Origin of the sequence: Microlunatus sagamiharensis, assembly GCF_900105785.1 — a bacterium.
GTDB classification, from domain to species: domain Bacteria; phylum Actinomycetota; class Actinomycetes; order Propionibacteriales; family Propionibacteriaceae; genus Microlunatus; species Microlunatus sagamiharensis.
On sequence record NZ_LT629799.1, the window covers coordinates 2,661,525 to 2,676,312 of the forward strand.

Annotated in this window: 14 protein-coding genes; 4 read left to right on the forward strand and 10 right to left on the reverse strand. The window is 74.0% G+C overall.

Annotated features, from left to right (window positions below):
* The 3 genes from BLU42_RS12100 to mraZ all read right to left on the reverse strand — a co-directional run bounded on the left by BLU42_RS12100 (position 1) and on the right by mraZ (position 2,351).
* Positions 1-582, reverse strand: coding sequence for a hypothetical protein (locus tag BLU42_RS12100; protein ID WP_091074702.1), 582 nt, complete (start codon positions 580-582; stop codon positions 1-3).
* Between the two features lie 4 nt (positions 583-586).
* On the reverse strand, positions 587-1,678 hold the full coding sequence (gene rsmH / locus BLU42_RS12105; protein ID WP_091074704.1) for a 16S rRNA (cytosine(1402)-N(4))-methyltransferase RsmH: 1,092 nt from the start codon (positions 1,676-1,678) through the stop codon (positions 587-589).
* 247 nt (positions 1,679-1,925) lie between these two features.
* Complete coding sequence (gene mraZ, locus BLU42_RS12110) at positions 1,926-2,351, reverse strand: division/cell wall cluster transcriptional repressor MraZ (protein WP_091074707.1); 426 nt, start codon at positions 2,349-2,351, stop codon at positions 1,926-1,928.
* 347 nt (positions 2,352-2,698) lie between these two features.
* Here mraZ and BLU42_RS12115 point away from each other — a divergent pair, with 347 nt between their 5' ends.
* From BLU42_RS12115 to BLU42_RS12125, 3 genes are read left to right on the forward strand one after another with little or no spacing between them, the layout of a single operon-like run.
* Positions 2,699-3,628, forward strand: a complete 930-nt coding sequence (locus tag BLU42_RS12115) for an AAA family ATPase (protein WP_091080319.1) — start codon at positions 2,699-2,701, stop codon at positions 3,626-3,628.
* Between the two features lie 15 nt (positions 3,629-3,643).
* Positions 3,644-4,906, forward strand: a complete 1,263-nt coding sequence (locus BLU42_RS12120) for a DUF58 domain-containing protein (protein ID WP_091074709.1) — start codon at positions 3,644-3,646, stop codon at positions 4,904-4,906.
* Positions 4,903-7,158 (forward strand): transglutaminase family protein, encoded by a 2,256-nt coding sequence (locus BLU42_RS12125; protein ID WP_091074711.1) that lies wholly within the window; start codon positions 4,903-4,905, stop codon positions 7,156-7,158. The genes BLU42_RS12120 and BLU42_RS12125 overlap by 4 nt, the downstream gene beginning before the upstream one ends.
* Before the next feature lie 24 nt (positions 7,159-7,182).
* Here the strand turns inward: BLU42_RS12125 and BLU42_RS12130 are convergent, their stop codons facing one another.
* The 6 genes from BLU42_RS12130 to BLU42_RS12155 form a co-directional block, all read right to left on the reverse strand.
* Positions 7,183-8,070, reverse strand: coding sequence for a hypothetical protein (locus tag BLU42_RS12130; protein WP_157719955.1), 888 nt, complete (start codon positions 8,068-8,070; stop codon positions 7,183-7,185).
* Positions 8,071-8,427: 357 nt separating this feature from the next.
* Entirely contained in the window at positions 8,428-8,841 is a 414-nt protein-coding gene (locus BLU42_RS12135; RefSeq protein WP_091074715.1) for a DUF3040 domain-containing protein, read from the reverse strand.
* Positions 8,842-9,002: 161 nt separating this feature from the next.
* Positions 9,003-10,217 carry a DNA polymerase IV gene (dinB, locus tag BLU42_RS12140; protein WP_231918122.1) on the reverse strand — a complete coding sequence of 405 codons (1,215 nt, stop codon included), beginning with the start codon at positions 10,215-10,217 and terminating at the stop codon, positions 9,003-9,005.
* 93 nt (positions 10,218-10,310) lie between these two features.
* Positions 10,311-11,042 (reverse strand): methyltransferase domain-containing protein, encoded by a 732-nt coding sequence (locus BLU42_RS12145; protein ID WP_091074717.1) that lies wholly within the window; start codon positions 11,040-11,042, stop codon positions 10,311-10,313.
* Positions 11,043-11,375: 333 nt separating this feature from the next.
* Positions 11,376-12,143: a glycosyltransferase gene (locus tag BLU42_RS12150; RefSeq protein WP_091074719.1), complete on the reverse strand. Its 768-nt coding sequence runs from the start codon at positions 12,141-12,143 to the stop codon at positions 11,376-11,378.
* Complete coding sequence (locus BLU42_RS12155) at positions 12,136-12,468, reverse strand: SelT/SelW/SelH family protein (RefSeq protein WP_091074720.1); 333 nt, start codon at positions 12,466-12,468, stop codon at positions 12,136-12,138. Before BLU42_RS12155 ends, BLU42_RS12150 begins: the two co-directional genes overlap by 8 nt.
* 539 nt (positions 12,469-13,007) lie before the next feature.
* On the opposite strand from BLU42_RS12155, the gene BLU42_RS12160 reads away from it, so the two are divergent.
* Positions 13,008-13,808, forward strand: a complete 801-nt coding sequence (locus BLU42_RS12160; protein ID WP_197680427.1) for an alpha/beta fold hydrolase — start codon at positions 13,008-13,010, stop codon at positions 13,806-13,808.
* Between the two features lie 608 nt (positions 13,809-14,416).
* On the opposite strand, the gene BLU42_RS12165 is transcribed toward BLU42_RS12160, so the two are convergent.
* The gene (locus BLU42_RS12165) at positions 14,417-14,767 is read right to left on the reverse strand and encodes a VOC family protein (protein WP_091074722.1); all 351 of its coding nucleotides are present in this window, start codon (positions 14,765-14,767) and stop codon (positions 14,417-14,419) included.
* Positions 14,768-14,788: the final 21 nt, after the last annotated feature.

Consider the following 14,788-nt stretch of genomic DNA (forward strand, 5'->3'; position numbering starts at 1 on the left):
TCAGCGGGCGGTGGCGGTCGACGGCGGGACGGTGCTCGCGGCGGACGCGACGACGAGGGCCGCCCCGTCGGAGGCCTGCCGCGCGGTCTGCGCGCCCTCGGTCTTGGCCACCTTGGCGGCCGCCTCGGCCGCCGCGCGGTCGGCGCCGAGCTGCTCCTCGACCCCCGGCTGCAGGTAGCGCATCTCGGTCCCCTTGGTGGTCTCCGCCTTGCCCTTGACGGTGCCGTCGGGCATCACCAGGAAGGCGGGGTGGACGTTCGGCCGCATGCCCTGCGCGTACGCCTTCTGCGCCAGCGAGGCGGGCGAGGAGACGTTCTGCAGCTGCGACTCCAGGTCATCCTGCACATACGTCAGCTGGCTGGCCTGGCTGCTGAGTCGGCGCGCCTCGAACTCCTGGTTCTGCAGCGTCGTGTTGAGCATCAGCAGGCCGGCCATGCCCAGCCCGAAGGCGACGATCAGCACCACGAGGAAGGGCAGCCGGGCCAGCCGCCGCGACGGCGTCGCCAGCGGCCGCAGCGCCGGGCGGGCGTCGGGCTGCGGGCGGGCGTGCTTCTTGGCGGGTGCGGCCGTGAGTGCGCTCACGCGCTCACCTCCTGTGCTCGGGGGAAGGGGCAGGACGGGTTCCGGGGCCACCGGTCCGGGCGACCGGGTCACGGGGGTCGAAGACGCGCTCGGCTGCGCGGAGGCGGGCGGAGGCGGCGCGCGGGTTGACGGCGACCTCGGCCTCGGTGGGGCGCTGAGCCCCCTTGGTGAGGAGCCGCAGCTCGGCCTTGAGCTCGTCGGGCACGACGGGCAGGCCGCGGGGGGCGCGGTCGGCGGAACCGGCGGCCAGGACCTGCTTGACCGGCCGGTCCTCCAGCGAGTGGTAGGCGAGGACGGCGATGCGCCCGCCGACCGCGAGCGACGACACCGCAGCGGGCAGCACGCCCTCGAGCGCCTCGAGCTCGCCGTTCACCTCGATGCGCAGCGCCTGGAAGGTCCGCTTGGCCGGGTGGCCGCCGGACTTCTGCGCGGCCATGGGGATCGCGGAGCGCAGCAGCTCGACGAGCCGGCCGGAGCGCTCGAACGGCTCGGCCTCGCGGGCCTCGACGAGGCGGCGGGCGATCCGGTCGGCGAACCGCTCCTCGCCGTAGCGGCGCAGGACGCGCGCCAGCGCCCCCGCGTCGTAGGTGTTGAGGACCTCGGCCGCGGTCGGGCCCGAGCGCCCCATCCGCATGTCGAGGGGCGCGTCGGTCGCGTACGCGAAGCCGCGGTCGGCCGAGTCGATCTGCAGCGAGGACAGCCCGAGGTCGAGCAGCACGGCCTGCACCCGGGGGCGGCCGAGCCGCTCGAGCACGTCGGGCAGCTCGTCGTAGACGGCCTCGACGAGGGTGACCCGGTCGCCGAACGGAGCGAGCCGCTCCCCCGCCAGGGCCAGGGCCTGCGGGTCGCGGTCGAGGCCGACGAGGTGGGCGTCCGGGCAGGCCTCGAGCAGCGCCGAGGAGTGGCCGCCGAGGCCGAGGGTGCCGTCGACGAGCACCGGGTGGGGGTTCGTGGAGGTGGCGGTGAGCGCCGGGGTGAGCAGCGCGAGGATCTCGTCGAGCATCACCGGGACGTGCCGGGGGGCGGAGGAGGCCGGCGGGGTCGCGTCGGGAGGCGTGCTGCCGGAGGCGGCTCCCCCGTGCGCGTGCTCCGTCATGTCCGACCCTGACCTCGACCCTGCCCTGCCTGCGCCCTGGTGCAGGACGTGCCGGGTGGTTCCAACCCGAGGCCGGGCGGCGACCTGGCACCGGGGAAGGGGTGCCAGGGCGCCGGCCGCGGGGTGGAGCCGCTCGGCACGTACTGCTCTGCTGCGTCTGCTGCTGTCCTGCGTGTCCTGCTGTCGTGCTCGGTGGTGCGTGGTGCTCGTGCTGCCGGGGTCGACCTGCGGCTGAGGGGGGAAGTCCTCAGACGCCGGGGAAGACCTCGTCGTCCAGGTCGGCGAACGCCGACTCCTTGCTCGCCTCGTACGCCGTCCAGGCCGCCGCGTCCCAGATCTCGACCCGGTTGATGGCCCCCACGACGACGCAGTCCCGCTCCAGGCCCGCGTACGTCCGCAGGTGCTGCGGGATCGTGACTCGGCCCTGCTTGTCCGGCGTCTCGTCCGAGGCCCCCGACGCGAGCATGCGTTGGTAGTCACGGACCTGCTGGCTCGAGGACGCGCCACGCACGCCCTGCACCAGCTCGGCGAAGGTCGCCACGGGCCAGATGGCCAGGCAGCGTTCCTGGAAGCGCGTGATCACCAGTCCCTCCGCCAGCTCGTCGCGGTACTTCGCCGGGAGGATCAGCCGGCCCTTCTCGTCGAGCTTCGGAGTGTGGGTCCCGAGGAACACGGGCCCGCCTCCTTACTCCCTGAGCAGGGCCGGAGGCTCTGCTGTCCTCCACTGCGCTCCACGTTACTCCACTTTGCTCCACAGCGCCCCTCCCGACGGTCTCGGCGCGGGCAAATGTGTTCCGACCAGGCTTTTCACGGAACCCACCGGGCTTTTCGGACGCGCATACGCTGATCGGGCATGTCCCGGGGCCGAGACCGCGCGCCGGGTGCCGCGCTGGTCGTCGCGCCGAGGAGCTCGTGACGCGACCCGACGGGACGAAGGGATGGCTTGTGAGCCTCGGCGTCGAGAACGACACCCGCCACGAGACCGCGACGCACCACACCGTGGCCGACGTGGTGGACGTGATGGGTCGGGTGCGTGCGGGCATCGAGTCCGTCATCGAGGGCAAGCGGGAGGCCGTCGACCTCGCGCTCGTGGTGCTGCTCGCCGAGGGCCACCTGCTGGTGGAGGACGTGCCCGGCGTGGGCAAGACGATGCTGGCCAAGGCCATCGGCCGTTCGATCGACTGCTCCGTGCGGCGCGTCCAGTTCACGCCCGACCTGCTGCCGAGCGACATCACCGGCGTCTCGATCTGGAACTCCGAGACCCGCGACTTCGAGTTCAAGCCGGGCGGGATCTTCGCCAACGTCGTGGTCGGCGACGAAATCAACCGCGCCTCGCCGAAGACGCAGTCCGCGCTGCTGGAGTCCATGGAGGAGCGCCAGGTCAGCGTCGACGGGACGACCTACCTGCTGGACGCGCCCTTCATGGTGGTCGCCACCCAGAACCCCATCGAGATGGAGGGCACCTACCCCCTCCCCGAGGCGCAGCGCGACCGCTTCCTCGCCCGGCTGCGGATGGGCTACCCGACCCAGCGCGCCGAGCTCGACATGCTCGACTCCCACGGCTCGTCCGACCCGCTCGCCCGGATGTCCCCGGTGACCGACGCGGAGACGGTCCGCGGCCTCATCCACGCGGTCACCCAGGTCTTCGTGGCCCCGGCGGTGAAGGCCTACCTGGTCTCGGTCGTGACGGCCACGCGCACCTCGCGCGACCTCCGGCTCGGTGCCTCGCCGCGCGCCAGCCTCCAGCTGCTCCGGGCCGTCCGGGCGTACGCCGCCCTGCAGGGCCGCGACTACGTCACCCCCGACGACGTGCAGGCGCTGGCGGTCCCCGTCCTCGCGCACCGGGTGCTGCTCTCCACGGAGGCGCAGCTCGCCCGTCGCAGCGCCGAGGACGTGATCGCCCGGGCCGTCGCCGAGGTGCGCGTGCCGGACCGCACGCCCGGCCGCTGAGCCCGTGGAGCCTCGGTGCGACGCATCTGGACGGTGCTGACCGGCCGCGGCCGGTGGCTGGTCGCCGGCGGGCTCGTCGTGCTCCTCACCTCCATGGTCACCGGGCAGCGCGACTTCATGCGCGTCGGCCTGCTGCTCCTCGCACTGCCGGTGGTGGCGCTCGTGCTCGTGCTGCGGGCGCGGCTCAAGATGTCCGCCGAGCGCTCCGTCGAGCCGGCGCAGGTCGCGCTCGGCACCCCGCTGCGCGGCCGCATCACGCTCGGGCACGACTCGCTGCTCCCCGCCGCGCTGCTCGAGCTCGAGGACCGCGTGCCGGTCGAGCTCGGCCAGCCACCGCGCTTCCTCGTCGACGAGGCCACCTCGCACTGGGAGCGCACGGTGGAGTACCCGCTCGTCGGCCGCGCTCGCGGGCACTACCGCACCGGTCCGCTGATGGTGCGCACGACCGACCCCTTCGGCCTCGTCCGCCTCGACCGCACCTTCACCGCCACGAGCGAGGTCGTCGTGACCCCGCAGGTGCACGACCTCGGCGGCGCCGCGGGTGGTGGTGCCGGCGGGAGCGCGGGTGAGGCCTCGCCCCGGCGGATCGGCGTCAGCGGCGCCGACGACGTCCTGGTCCGGGAGTACCGCCAGGGCGACGACGTCCGGCGCATCCACTGGCGCTCGACCGCGCGGTCCGGCGAGCTGATGGTCCGCCGCGAGGAGCAGGCCGTCGACCCGTCGACCACCGTGCTGCTCGACACCCGTGACGGCGCCCACGCGGGCCGCGGGGTGCACCACTCCCTGGAGTGGGCCGTCTCGGCCGTCGCCTCGGTCGGCCTGCGGCTCGTCGAGGAGGGCTACGCGGTCGACGTCACCACCACCGACGCGCGGCTGCAGCCGGCCGCCGGCGCCGCGGGCCCGGTCGCGGCCGACGTGCTGCTGCAGCAGCTCACCGACCTCCGGGCCAGCCGGGACCGCGGGCTCGGCCACCTGCTGGGGTCGGTGGAGGGCGAGCGCGGCGAGCAGCTCGTCGTCGCCGTCCTGGGCCGCCTGACGCCCGAGGAGGCGTACGCCGTCGCGGCGCTGCGCCGCCAGCGGGCGACGGGCCTGGCGATGCTGCTCGACGTGGACACCTGGGCCGAGGGCGGCCGGTTCCAGCCCGACGACGGACCCGGGCCGGCGGCCCGCGCGGCGGAGATCCTGGCCGAGCACCAGTGGCGGGTCGTCGTGGTCGACGCGTCCACCACGGTCCCCCAGGCCTGGTCTGCCCTCGAGCGGACCTCGGTGGCCGCGTGAGCGCGCGCGCCGACGTGCGGCTCGCCCTCGCGACCGTCGTCGCGGTGGCGCTGGCCACCCTCACGGTCCTGCCGCTGACCGTCGACCGGAGCTTCGTGCCGCTCGCCTGGCTCGGCACCGCCCTGGTCTGCGCGCTCGGCCTCGTGCTGCGCCGCCGCGGGGCGGGCGCCGCCCTGACCTTCTCCAGCCAGCTGGTCGGGGTCGTCCTCGGCTCGCTGGTGCTGGCTCTCGCGATCGGCGGCTCGGCCGGCCCGGGCGGGCTCCTCGCCGTCTACCCACGCCTGTGGGCCCAGGGCGTCCTGCACATGCAGACCCAGAGCTCGCCGATGGCACCCGACGCGGGCGTGCTGCTGATCTTCGCCACCGCGATCCCGCTGGTCGGTGCGCTCGCGGACCTCGTCGTGTCGGGGCTCCGTCGACCGGCCTGGTCGATCGCCCCGCTGGCCGCGCTGTTCGCCGTGCCCGCGGTCGGGCTCGGCTTCGACACCGGCATCCTCAGCTTCGCCTGCCTCGCGCTCGGCTACCTCGCGGTGCTCGTCGCCGACGGCCTCAACTCGGCCGCCGCCTGGAACCGCGGCCTCAGCCTCGACCAGGCCGCGGGCGGGCCGGCCCGCACCGGCTCCGGCCGGGCCCGGTCGGCGGGCGGGGCGCCGGTCTGGCGGGCCGCCGGCCTGCTGGCCACCCCGGCCGTGGTGCTCGCCCTCGTCCTCGGGGTCCTGCTGCCCACGATCAGCCTGCCCGGCCTGGGGCTGGGCGGCGGGTTCGGCGGCAACGGCCCGCTGCAGCTGACCGACCCCAGCCTCGACCTCAAGCGCAACCTCAACCAGCCGACGAACCGCGTGGTGTTCCGCTACACGACCGACAAGCCCGGCGGGGTCTACCTCCGGATGGCGGCGCTCCCCCAGTTCTCGGCCTCGGGCTTCGGCAACACCCAGATCCGGCTCAACAAGGGCACGAACCTCTCGGAGCCGGAGGGCTACACCGGGCCGGCTCCCGAGGTCCGCACGACGCGGATCACCTCGGTCGACTTCTCCTCGCAGTACCTCCCGGCGCCGTACGCGGCCCGCACCTTCGACGCCGCCGGCGACTGGAGCTTCAACGCCGAGTCGCTCACGATCGTCAACAGCGAGAACTCCGCCGACGACCTGACCAACCTCACCTACGACGTCCGCAGCTGGGACATCGCCCCCGACGCGGCCGACCTCTCCCGGGCGGCCGCGGGAGCGCCGTCGGACGGCGCCGTGACCTCGGAGGTCCCCGCCGACCTGCCGCAGGAGCTGATCGACCTGAGCCGCCGGGTCACCCGCGGGGCCGACACCCCGTACGCCCGCGCGGCGGCGATCCAGGCCTACCTGCGCGACTCGTCGAACTTCACCTACGACACCGAGCAGCGACCCGGCAACGGCTACCAGGCGCTGGTCAACTTCCTGACCCGGGACCGGCGGGGCTACTGCGAGCAGTTCGCCAGCGCGATGGCGATGATGGCCCGCGTCAACGGCATCCCGGCCCGGGTGGCCGTGGGCTTCCTGCCCGGCACGCAGAACGGCAACGGCTACGACGTCTACGTGCGCGACATGCACGCCTGGCCCGAGCTCTACTTCACCGGCTACGGCTGGGTGCGCTTCGAGCCGACGCCCGGTGTGCAGACCGGCTCCGCGCCGCCCTGGACGATCCCGCCGAGCCAGGACGACACCGCCTCGCCGAGCGCCGAGTCGTCCAGCGCGCCGAGCAGCGCCGCGCCGAGCACCGAGGCGTCCCAGGAGAGCGCACCCCAGGACGCCCCAACGCCGACCACGACCACGACGACGGCGTTCCCGTGGCGCACCGTGGGGGTGGTCGCGGGCGTCGTGGTGCTGCTGCTCCTGCTCGCCGCGCCGGCGGTGGTCCGCGTACGGCGCCGCCGCGCCCGTCTCGACGGCGAGGGCCCGACCGACGAGCAGGTCGAGGCCGCGTGGGCCGAGCTGCGCGACACCGTGCTGGACTTCGGCGGCCGATGGCCCGAGGGCACGCCGCGCGCGGTGGGCCGGGAGCTCGGCCAGCGCCTGGACGCCGATGACCGCGCGGACCTGGGCCGCGTGGCGACGCTGGTCGAGCGCGCCCGCTACGCGCCGAGCCTCGGCGGCGACTCGGTCACCGACGACCTGCCCGAGACGACCGCCTCGCTGCGCCAGGCGATCGGCGCGCCGGCCGGCCCGTGGCAGCGCGCCCGCGCCTTCCTGGCCCCCGCCTCGGTCTTCCGCCGCCGGCGCTGACCCGCAGCCGTCCGGCAGCCGCCGTCAGGCGGGCTGCCAGGCCAGACGGGTGACCCCGCTCAGCCGGCTCGGCACGACCCGGTCGTCGACGGCGTCGTAGAGCACCAGCCCGTCGCGGCCGACGAAGGCGACCCAGCGCTCGGAGAGCCACACCGCCCCGCTGCCGGCGCCCGGGAAGGTGCGCAGCGGGCGGTCCGAGCCGAGCGGTCGCACCTGCACCACCGGGGCGTCGTCGACCAGCTGCGAGAGCAGGACGAGCCGGTTGCCCGGCGAGAGGGCCCCGTCGACCGCGCTCCCGGCGACGGGCACGTCGAGGACGCGCCGCGTACGGGCCACCCCCTCGCGCAGCACCGTGGTGCAGGCCCCGCCGGAGCAGCGCTGCACGAGGAAGCCGTCGGGACCTGTGGCGACGACCGCGCCGGCGTCCGCCTGCCGGTCCGCGACGTCCGGCAGGGGCGGTTCGACGACCCGGACGGCGCCTCCGGCCGCCGCGAGCAGGCCCCCCGCACCGTCGGCGACCGCCCGCCCCCGCACCGCGACCGACGTCGTCGCCGTCCCGTCCGCGTCGACGAGACGCCAGACGGTCCGCCGGTCGGGCCGGGCGGGGTCGACCTGCGCCGCCCACACGCCGTCGGCCCCCGGGACGAAGCGGTTCGCACGCGCGAGGGCACCGGGTGGGGGCGTGCCCGTGTCGAGGCCGAAGCGCAGGAGCCGGCTGGACCAGCCGGACGGGTACCAGACGAGCAGGCCGTCGGCGAGGGGCGCCAGGCGGACGTCATAGCTGCGGGTCCGCAGGCCGGTGTCGGTCACCAGGCCCGTCGAGGCGTCGACCGCGAGCACCGACCGGCCGGACGTCAGGTAGAGCGTCCCGGTGCCGGCGCGGAGGTCTGCCGGCCACGCCCGACCGGGCACGTCGGGCTCGGACGCCCCGGGCTGCCTGACCGGTGCCGAGGCGTACGGGGACGAGGTCGGCGGCCGGGGCGCCGGCGTGGGGAGGCCGGGCAGCTCTCCCACCCGCGCCGCAAGCAGGCCGCCGAGCAGGACGGCTCCGGCGGCCGGGAGCAGCCACCGGCCGCGTCGCCGAGGCCCCCGCGGAGACGGAGGACCCGCCTCGAGGCGCTCCGGTCCGCTCACCACCTCAGTATCCGGCCGACGGTGAGGCAGGGTCGGCCGCCGGCCTGCGTACGCCGACGGACGCACGGCTGCGGAGACGCAGAACGGCGGACGCGTGCTCCGCGTCCGCCGTTCGTCTGCTCGTGGTGCGAGGTCCTACATGCCCTCGTCGCGCCGCTTGCGCCAGCGCTCTTCCATCTTGTCCATGAACCCCTGGTTGCCGGGGGCGCGGCTGCCCTGCGCGGTCTTGGCCCGGTCTGGACGGTCGCCGGCCTCGACGGCCGAGCCGACGTGCTGCCACGAGAGGATGGCGATCACCGCGGCGGCGACCATGAGCACGAAGCCCAATACGCTGAGCGCGATGTAGCCGCGGGCGCCGGTCGCGAGGTAGAGACCCACGACGAGGAGCACGAGGCCGCCGAAGAAGGCCACTCCTGCGAGGGCTGCCCGGCGTCGGTGGACCCGGCGCGTGCCGGTCCCGCGCATGGCGTTGACGAGCTTGGGATCCTCGGCCGCCAGGGCGGCCTCCATCTGCTCGAGAAGCCGCTGCTCCTCGTTCGAGAGGGCCATCGGCCACCTCCACCGGTCACGTGATCAACTACGGCCATCCTACGTGGCGATCCGGCGGTGGCGAGGGGTGCGGCCCGATCGATACGAAGCCGCGACGACGCCGTCGTCCGTCACTCAGGAACCCACGATGACGCTGCAGGCTTCGCCAGTGTAGGCGGGCCCTAGGTCGTGGGGAACAGCCCGAGCGAATTGGCCTCCGCCACGCTCGTCGAACCCCGCCGACCGCCCAGGACGGCGCGCCGCACGGCCCCCGGACCGAAGCGCGCGACGGTCGCGTCGACGGCGTGCTCGGCCTCCCGCCAGCCGAACTCAGGGTCGGTCAGCTGGGGCTGCCGGTGGGCGCGCGAGGCCTCGACGAGCCCCTCCACGCGGACGCCCACGCGCCGGATTCGCGCCCGGTCGAGACCCAGGCGGTCGTAGGTCGCCATGACCGCCGCGTGGATCTCCTCGCCCACGTCGGTCGGGGAGTCGATGGTCACGGCGCGGTTGGTCTCACGGAAGTCGGCGAAGCGCAGGCAGAGCACGACGGTGCGGCCCAGCACCCCCTGTTTGCGCATCCGACGCGCGGTCTTGTCGGCCATCCGCAGCAGCTCGCGCGACACCACCTCGCGGTCGTCGGTGTCGAGCGAGAGGGTCTCCTGCGAGCTGACGCTGCGCTCGCGGGTCCACGGGACGACGCTGCGCGCGTCCCGGCCCCACGCGAGGGAGCGCAGCCCGGCGCCGGCGTTCGGCCCGAAGACCGGCCGGAGGGCACGGACGTCGGCGTGGGCCAGGTCGCCCACGGTCTCGATGCCGAGCCGGTGGAGCTTGGCGGCGGTCGCCGCCCCCACGCCCCACATCGCCTCGACCGGCAGCGGGTGCAGGAAGTCGACGACCCCGTCGGCCGGGACCTCGACCAGGCCGTCGGGCTTGGCCGCCCGAGAGGCGACCTTGGCCACGAACTTGCTGGGCCCGATCCCCACCGAGCAGGTGATGTGCTGCTCGTCGGCGATGGTGGCCCGCAGCCGCTCCCCCATCGCCACCGCCGACCCGTGCATCCGCAGGGCTCCGGTCACGTCGATGAACGCCTCGTCCACCGACGCCGACTCGACGACCGCGCTGAAGGAGCCGAACACCTCCACGATCGCGCGGGAGACCGAGACGTAGCTCTCGAAGTCGGGAGGGACGAAGGTCGCGCCCGGCGCCAGCCGGCGCGCCTCGCCCGACGACATCCCCGACCGGATGCCGAGCGCGCGGGCCTCGTACGTGCAGGACAGCACCACCCCGCGGCCCTCGCCGCCCACGATCACCGGGGTGCCGCGCAGCTCGGGGCGGGTGCGCAGGGCCACCGAGGCGTAGAAGGCGTCCATGTCGACGTGCATGATCGTCCGGCTCACCGCGAGGCTCCTCGTGCGGGACAATCGAACACGCGTTCTAGCGTAGCGCCCCTCGTCGTCGGGCACGGCGCGGCACACGGAGCGAGCGAGCCCTCAGAAGCCGCTGAGCACGTCCTCGGGCGTCAGCCGGGCGAAGACGTGCACGTGCGCCGCGAGGGCGCGGAAGGCCGGGTCGCGGCCGAGCGCCGCCTCGAGCGCGAGCAGGTCGGCCGACGCGGCGGCGCCCTCCACGGCCGACTCGGGCACGAGCTCGGAGACCGCTCCGATCCCGTCGCTCTCCACGACGCCGAAGCCGGCGTCCTCGACGAGGGCGGTCACGCTCGCCAGGTCGAGCCGGCGGGGGTCGGCCCAGGTCTGGCGCGCGGCCGCGACGTGGCCGGCCAGGGCCTGGCCGAGGACAACCGCGTGGCGCTGCGCGACGAGCAGGCTGAGTGCCCCACCGGGCCGCAGGACGGCGGCCGCGTGGCGCAGGACCGCGGCCGGGTCGTCGACGACCTCGAGGACGCGGTGGCAGAGCACGACGTCCACCGAACCCTCACCCAGCAGCCCGACGAGGTCGGCCGCGTCGCCCTGGCGCCCGACGACGCTGGCCGCGAGCTGCTCGTCGGCGAGACGACGCTCCAGCGAGGCGAGCGCGTCGGCGCTCGGGTCGACGACGGTGACGTGGTGGCCGCGGCGCGCGACGTCCAGCGCGAGGCCGCCGGTGCCGCCGCCGAGGTCGACGACGTCGAGCGGGCGCTGGCGGGAGGGCTCGAGGGTGCCGAGCTGGGCGTCGAGCACCTCCCAGAGCCGTGTCGTCGCCACCGGGCGCCGCCGTCTGGGCATCACCACCACGACCCCCTGCCACGCCCGGCCGGGCGCCCCGGGCGGGCTCCGTCACCGTGCGGGCAGCGTAGCGGGACCTGCGGCGCCGGCCCTGGACGGACGACGACCCCGGCGCGTACGGGGGTCGAGGCCGCAAGCACCGGGGTCGAGACGTCGGCGTCGTGCCGCGAACACGCTCGCCGTGGTCGGACGGTGTCGGCGGCCCCTTCCCCAAGCAGCCTCTCGAACACCTGTTCGAACTCCACGCACACTACCCGCGACAACCGGCACGTGCGCGGAACTCGCCGGTCCGCGTGTCGCGCGTGTCGCGTGCGCGGGCGGGCGGGCGGACGGTCAGCGGTGGAGCGCGACCTCGTGAAACACCTGGCGGGGCTGGTGCGCCACGAAGCTGGGGGCGGTCTCGAGGAGCTCCGGCGTGCCGTGGATGCCGACCGCGCCGATGTTCTGGACCCGGCTGACCTCCGGCGAGACGGACACCAGCCCGTGGGCCGGGAAGACCCGGGTGTCGAGGTTCCAGTCGAAGCCGGTCTCGAAGCCGGGCGAGGAGTTCCAGGTCGAGTAGTCACGATCCCACGTCGGGCCGATCAGGCTCGTCCAGCGGTCGCGCCAGGTCCCGAAGACCCAGGGGCAGAACTCCGGCGCACGGACGAGGGCGTCGGCACGCCCACCCGCCGCCGCCCGGCTGTAGGCGTGCACGGTGGCGACCTGCTGCTCGTCGGCGTACGCGGTCGCGGCGTGCGCGAACAGCTCGAGGACGTCGTCGGCGACCAGCAGGTCGTCCTCGGCCCGCACGACGAAGGCGTGGCCGGCGGAGAAGAGGGCGTCGAAGTGGGCGTACGGGTTCTCGAGCACGCCGAGCCGGGACGGGTTGACCACGACCTCGGAGTCGTGGTGGCCGGTGCGCGCGACGAAGGCGTCGACCAGCGCGACCACCTCCGTGGCGGCGTCGCTCGGCTCGACCGCGACCCGCACGTGCCAGCCCTCGAGCCCGCGCACCTCGGACCAGGACGCGAGGACCGGCTCGAGGTAGTGGGGGCGGTCGAAGGCGGTGAGCAGCAGCGCGGGCCGCTCGGGCCTCGCGACGACGGGGACCTCAGGCACCGCCGCCCTCCCCCGCCGGGCGGTGCCGGTCGGTGTGCCCGAGGCTCCGGCCGGGGGCCGCCCGGTCGCGCACGAGCCGCTTGAGGGGCGCGAGGTCGGGGAACCCGCCGTCGGCCTTCCGGTCCCACACGAGCTCCCCGTCGATCTCGACGGTGAACACGCCGCCGGTGCCGGGGCGCAGGACGACGTCGCCGAGGTCGGTGCTGAAGGTCGTCAGGAGCTCGCTCGCCAGCCACGACGCGCGCAGCAGCCAGCGGCACTGCGTGCAGTAGGTGATGCGGACGCTCGGGCGTGGTCCGACGGGCTCGAGGTCCGGGTCGCTCACCGGGCCACCCTCTCACCGAGCCGGGCGGGCTACGGCGCGGCGCTTCAGAGCAGCGCGGCAAGCGGCCTCGGCCGCGACTCCGCTCCGGAACCCCTGGTCCATGGCTGCTCCGCCTCCAGATCGCGCGGTCGTGATTCTTCGACGACGTCTGCTCAGCGTGAGGTGCCGTAGGGGGACCGTCGAGCGGGGCTCGCACAAGCCGACCGTCAAGCGAGACACGTTCGACATGCCTCCAGCTGGTCTCCGCCGGGTGCGGTGGCTGGTCGCCGGGCGCTGGTCCGGCTCGGACGCGTCCTGCTGATCGGAGCAGCAGTCAGCGGAGTCTTCTGCTTCCAGCTCCGCGGCGAGTGGCGCTACGTACCGTTAGCCGCGGCTGGCTTTTGGGGAGCCTCTCTGGGCATGACGATGCCGCTGATGGCTGCACAGCCCGCCAGGACGGTCGGTGACGGACTCGATCGTGCGCGCCGAGGACCGCGATGGCGGGGGGCCGCCGTAGCGCGAGAGGATCCGCTCTCGCAGCCCCGAAGGCGGAGCCCTGCGTGAACTACGTTCCGGGCATGACGCTCAACCATGTTCGACGCGGAAGCGGTGACCCGCTGCTGCTGATCCACGGTCTGGGCGCGGGGTGGCGGTCCTGGGCCCCGATCCTCGACGAGCTGGCCGAGCGGCGCGAGGTCATCGCGGTCGACCTGCCTGGGTTCGGTGAGACACCACCGTTGACTGGCGAGGTCTCCATCGCCACCTTGACCGACTCCGTCGCGGACTTCATCCGCGAGCAGGGGCTGGACGGGGTCTCCACCGTCGGCCAGTCCATGGGCGCCCGGATGGTGCTCGAGCTCGCGCGGCGTGGCGTCGGCGGCGACACGGTGGCGTTGGACCCGGGCGGCTTCTGGAGCGACCGTGAGGTCTTCGTCTTCGGTGCCACGCTGCGGCCGTCGATCGCTCTGGTCCGCGCGCTCCGACCCAGGTTGCCCGCACTGCTCGGCAGCACCGTCGGAAGGACCCTGCTGCTGGCCCAGCTCTCGGCGCGTCCCTGGGCGCTCTCGGCCGAGACCGTGCTGCCGGACGTGCGTGGGCTGGTCGACTCCCCGTCGACCGGCGCGGCTCTGGACGCCTTGGTCAAGGGGCCGAAGCAGCAGGGAGCGCCTGCCGGCACCGTGCCCGGCCGGGTCACGATCGGGTGGGGCCGTCGTGATCTGGTCGCGCTGCCGAGACAGGCTGCACGTGCCACCGCGCTGTTCCCCGACGCGGTGCTGCACTGGTTCGAGCGGTGCGGTCATTTTCCGCAGTGGGACGCACCGCAGGAAGCGGTCCGACTGATCCTCGACAGCACCAGCTGAGGTTGGTCGGGCTGCCCGGCCGACGAGGGTGCCGGCGCCGTGGGCGGGTCCGCCTCCGTCGAGCGAAGCTGCGGGGCTGACCCTCCGTAGCCCACCGGCCGCCGGTCGTGGTGGTGGACAAGAAGACCTGTAGGAACTTGATCGTCTTGTCGTCGCGATCTCGCTCTGACCAGGGAACGACAAGATGCATGGGCGCTTCCAAACTCACTACCTTGTCGGCTTCCTTGGCCAGACAGACCATGGTGTTCGAGCAGGCCGCGCCAGTGGAGCATTGCCGCAAGCCGACCGTCTTGCGAGAACGGCGCGGCAGTAACCCGTGCAACTGCCTCTGGCAGGGAGCTGGTCTGGGCTACCGTCCTGGCATGGGGTTTGACCCGTACCGCGGAGAGGCTCGGGGTCTGCTGTCCACCTCGATCGTGACTGCAGCCGTCGTCGTCGTGGGCTTCGTCCTCGTGGCGCTACTTCGTCCGTACCTTGGGTCTGTTGGATCATTTGCTACTGCGCTTGGCATCGCCCTGGTGGCAGAACTGGTCCTCTGGCTTGTCATCCGGCGGCGGCGTTCAACATCCCGCTAGCCGACCGTCTCGCGAGACGGCAGAAGCAAGTGCCTACGAGCGGTGCCGGGCGACGTTGATCACGTGTCCGTCGGGGCTACGAACGAAGAAGCGCCGGATGCCCCAGGGCTCGTCGGTGATCGGGTGCACGATGTCGTAAGCGCGGCGTTGCGCTTCTTCGTATGCGGCATCGACGTCATCGACCTTGATGGTGATGACCGAGTCCTGCGGTGCGGTTGCGTCCCGAGTCACGACCTGGACGCAGGCGTCAGAGTCGGGAGAGCTGAAGCGGGCGACCCAGCCCTGGTTCATGGCTTCCTCGGTGAGCCCGAGGAAGCCGAAGAACTCCCGTGCTCGTTCGACGTCGTCGGTGTGCAGGTTGGCGATGGCCTCAACTGCTCTCATGGTGTGAGCCTGACAGCCCGG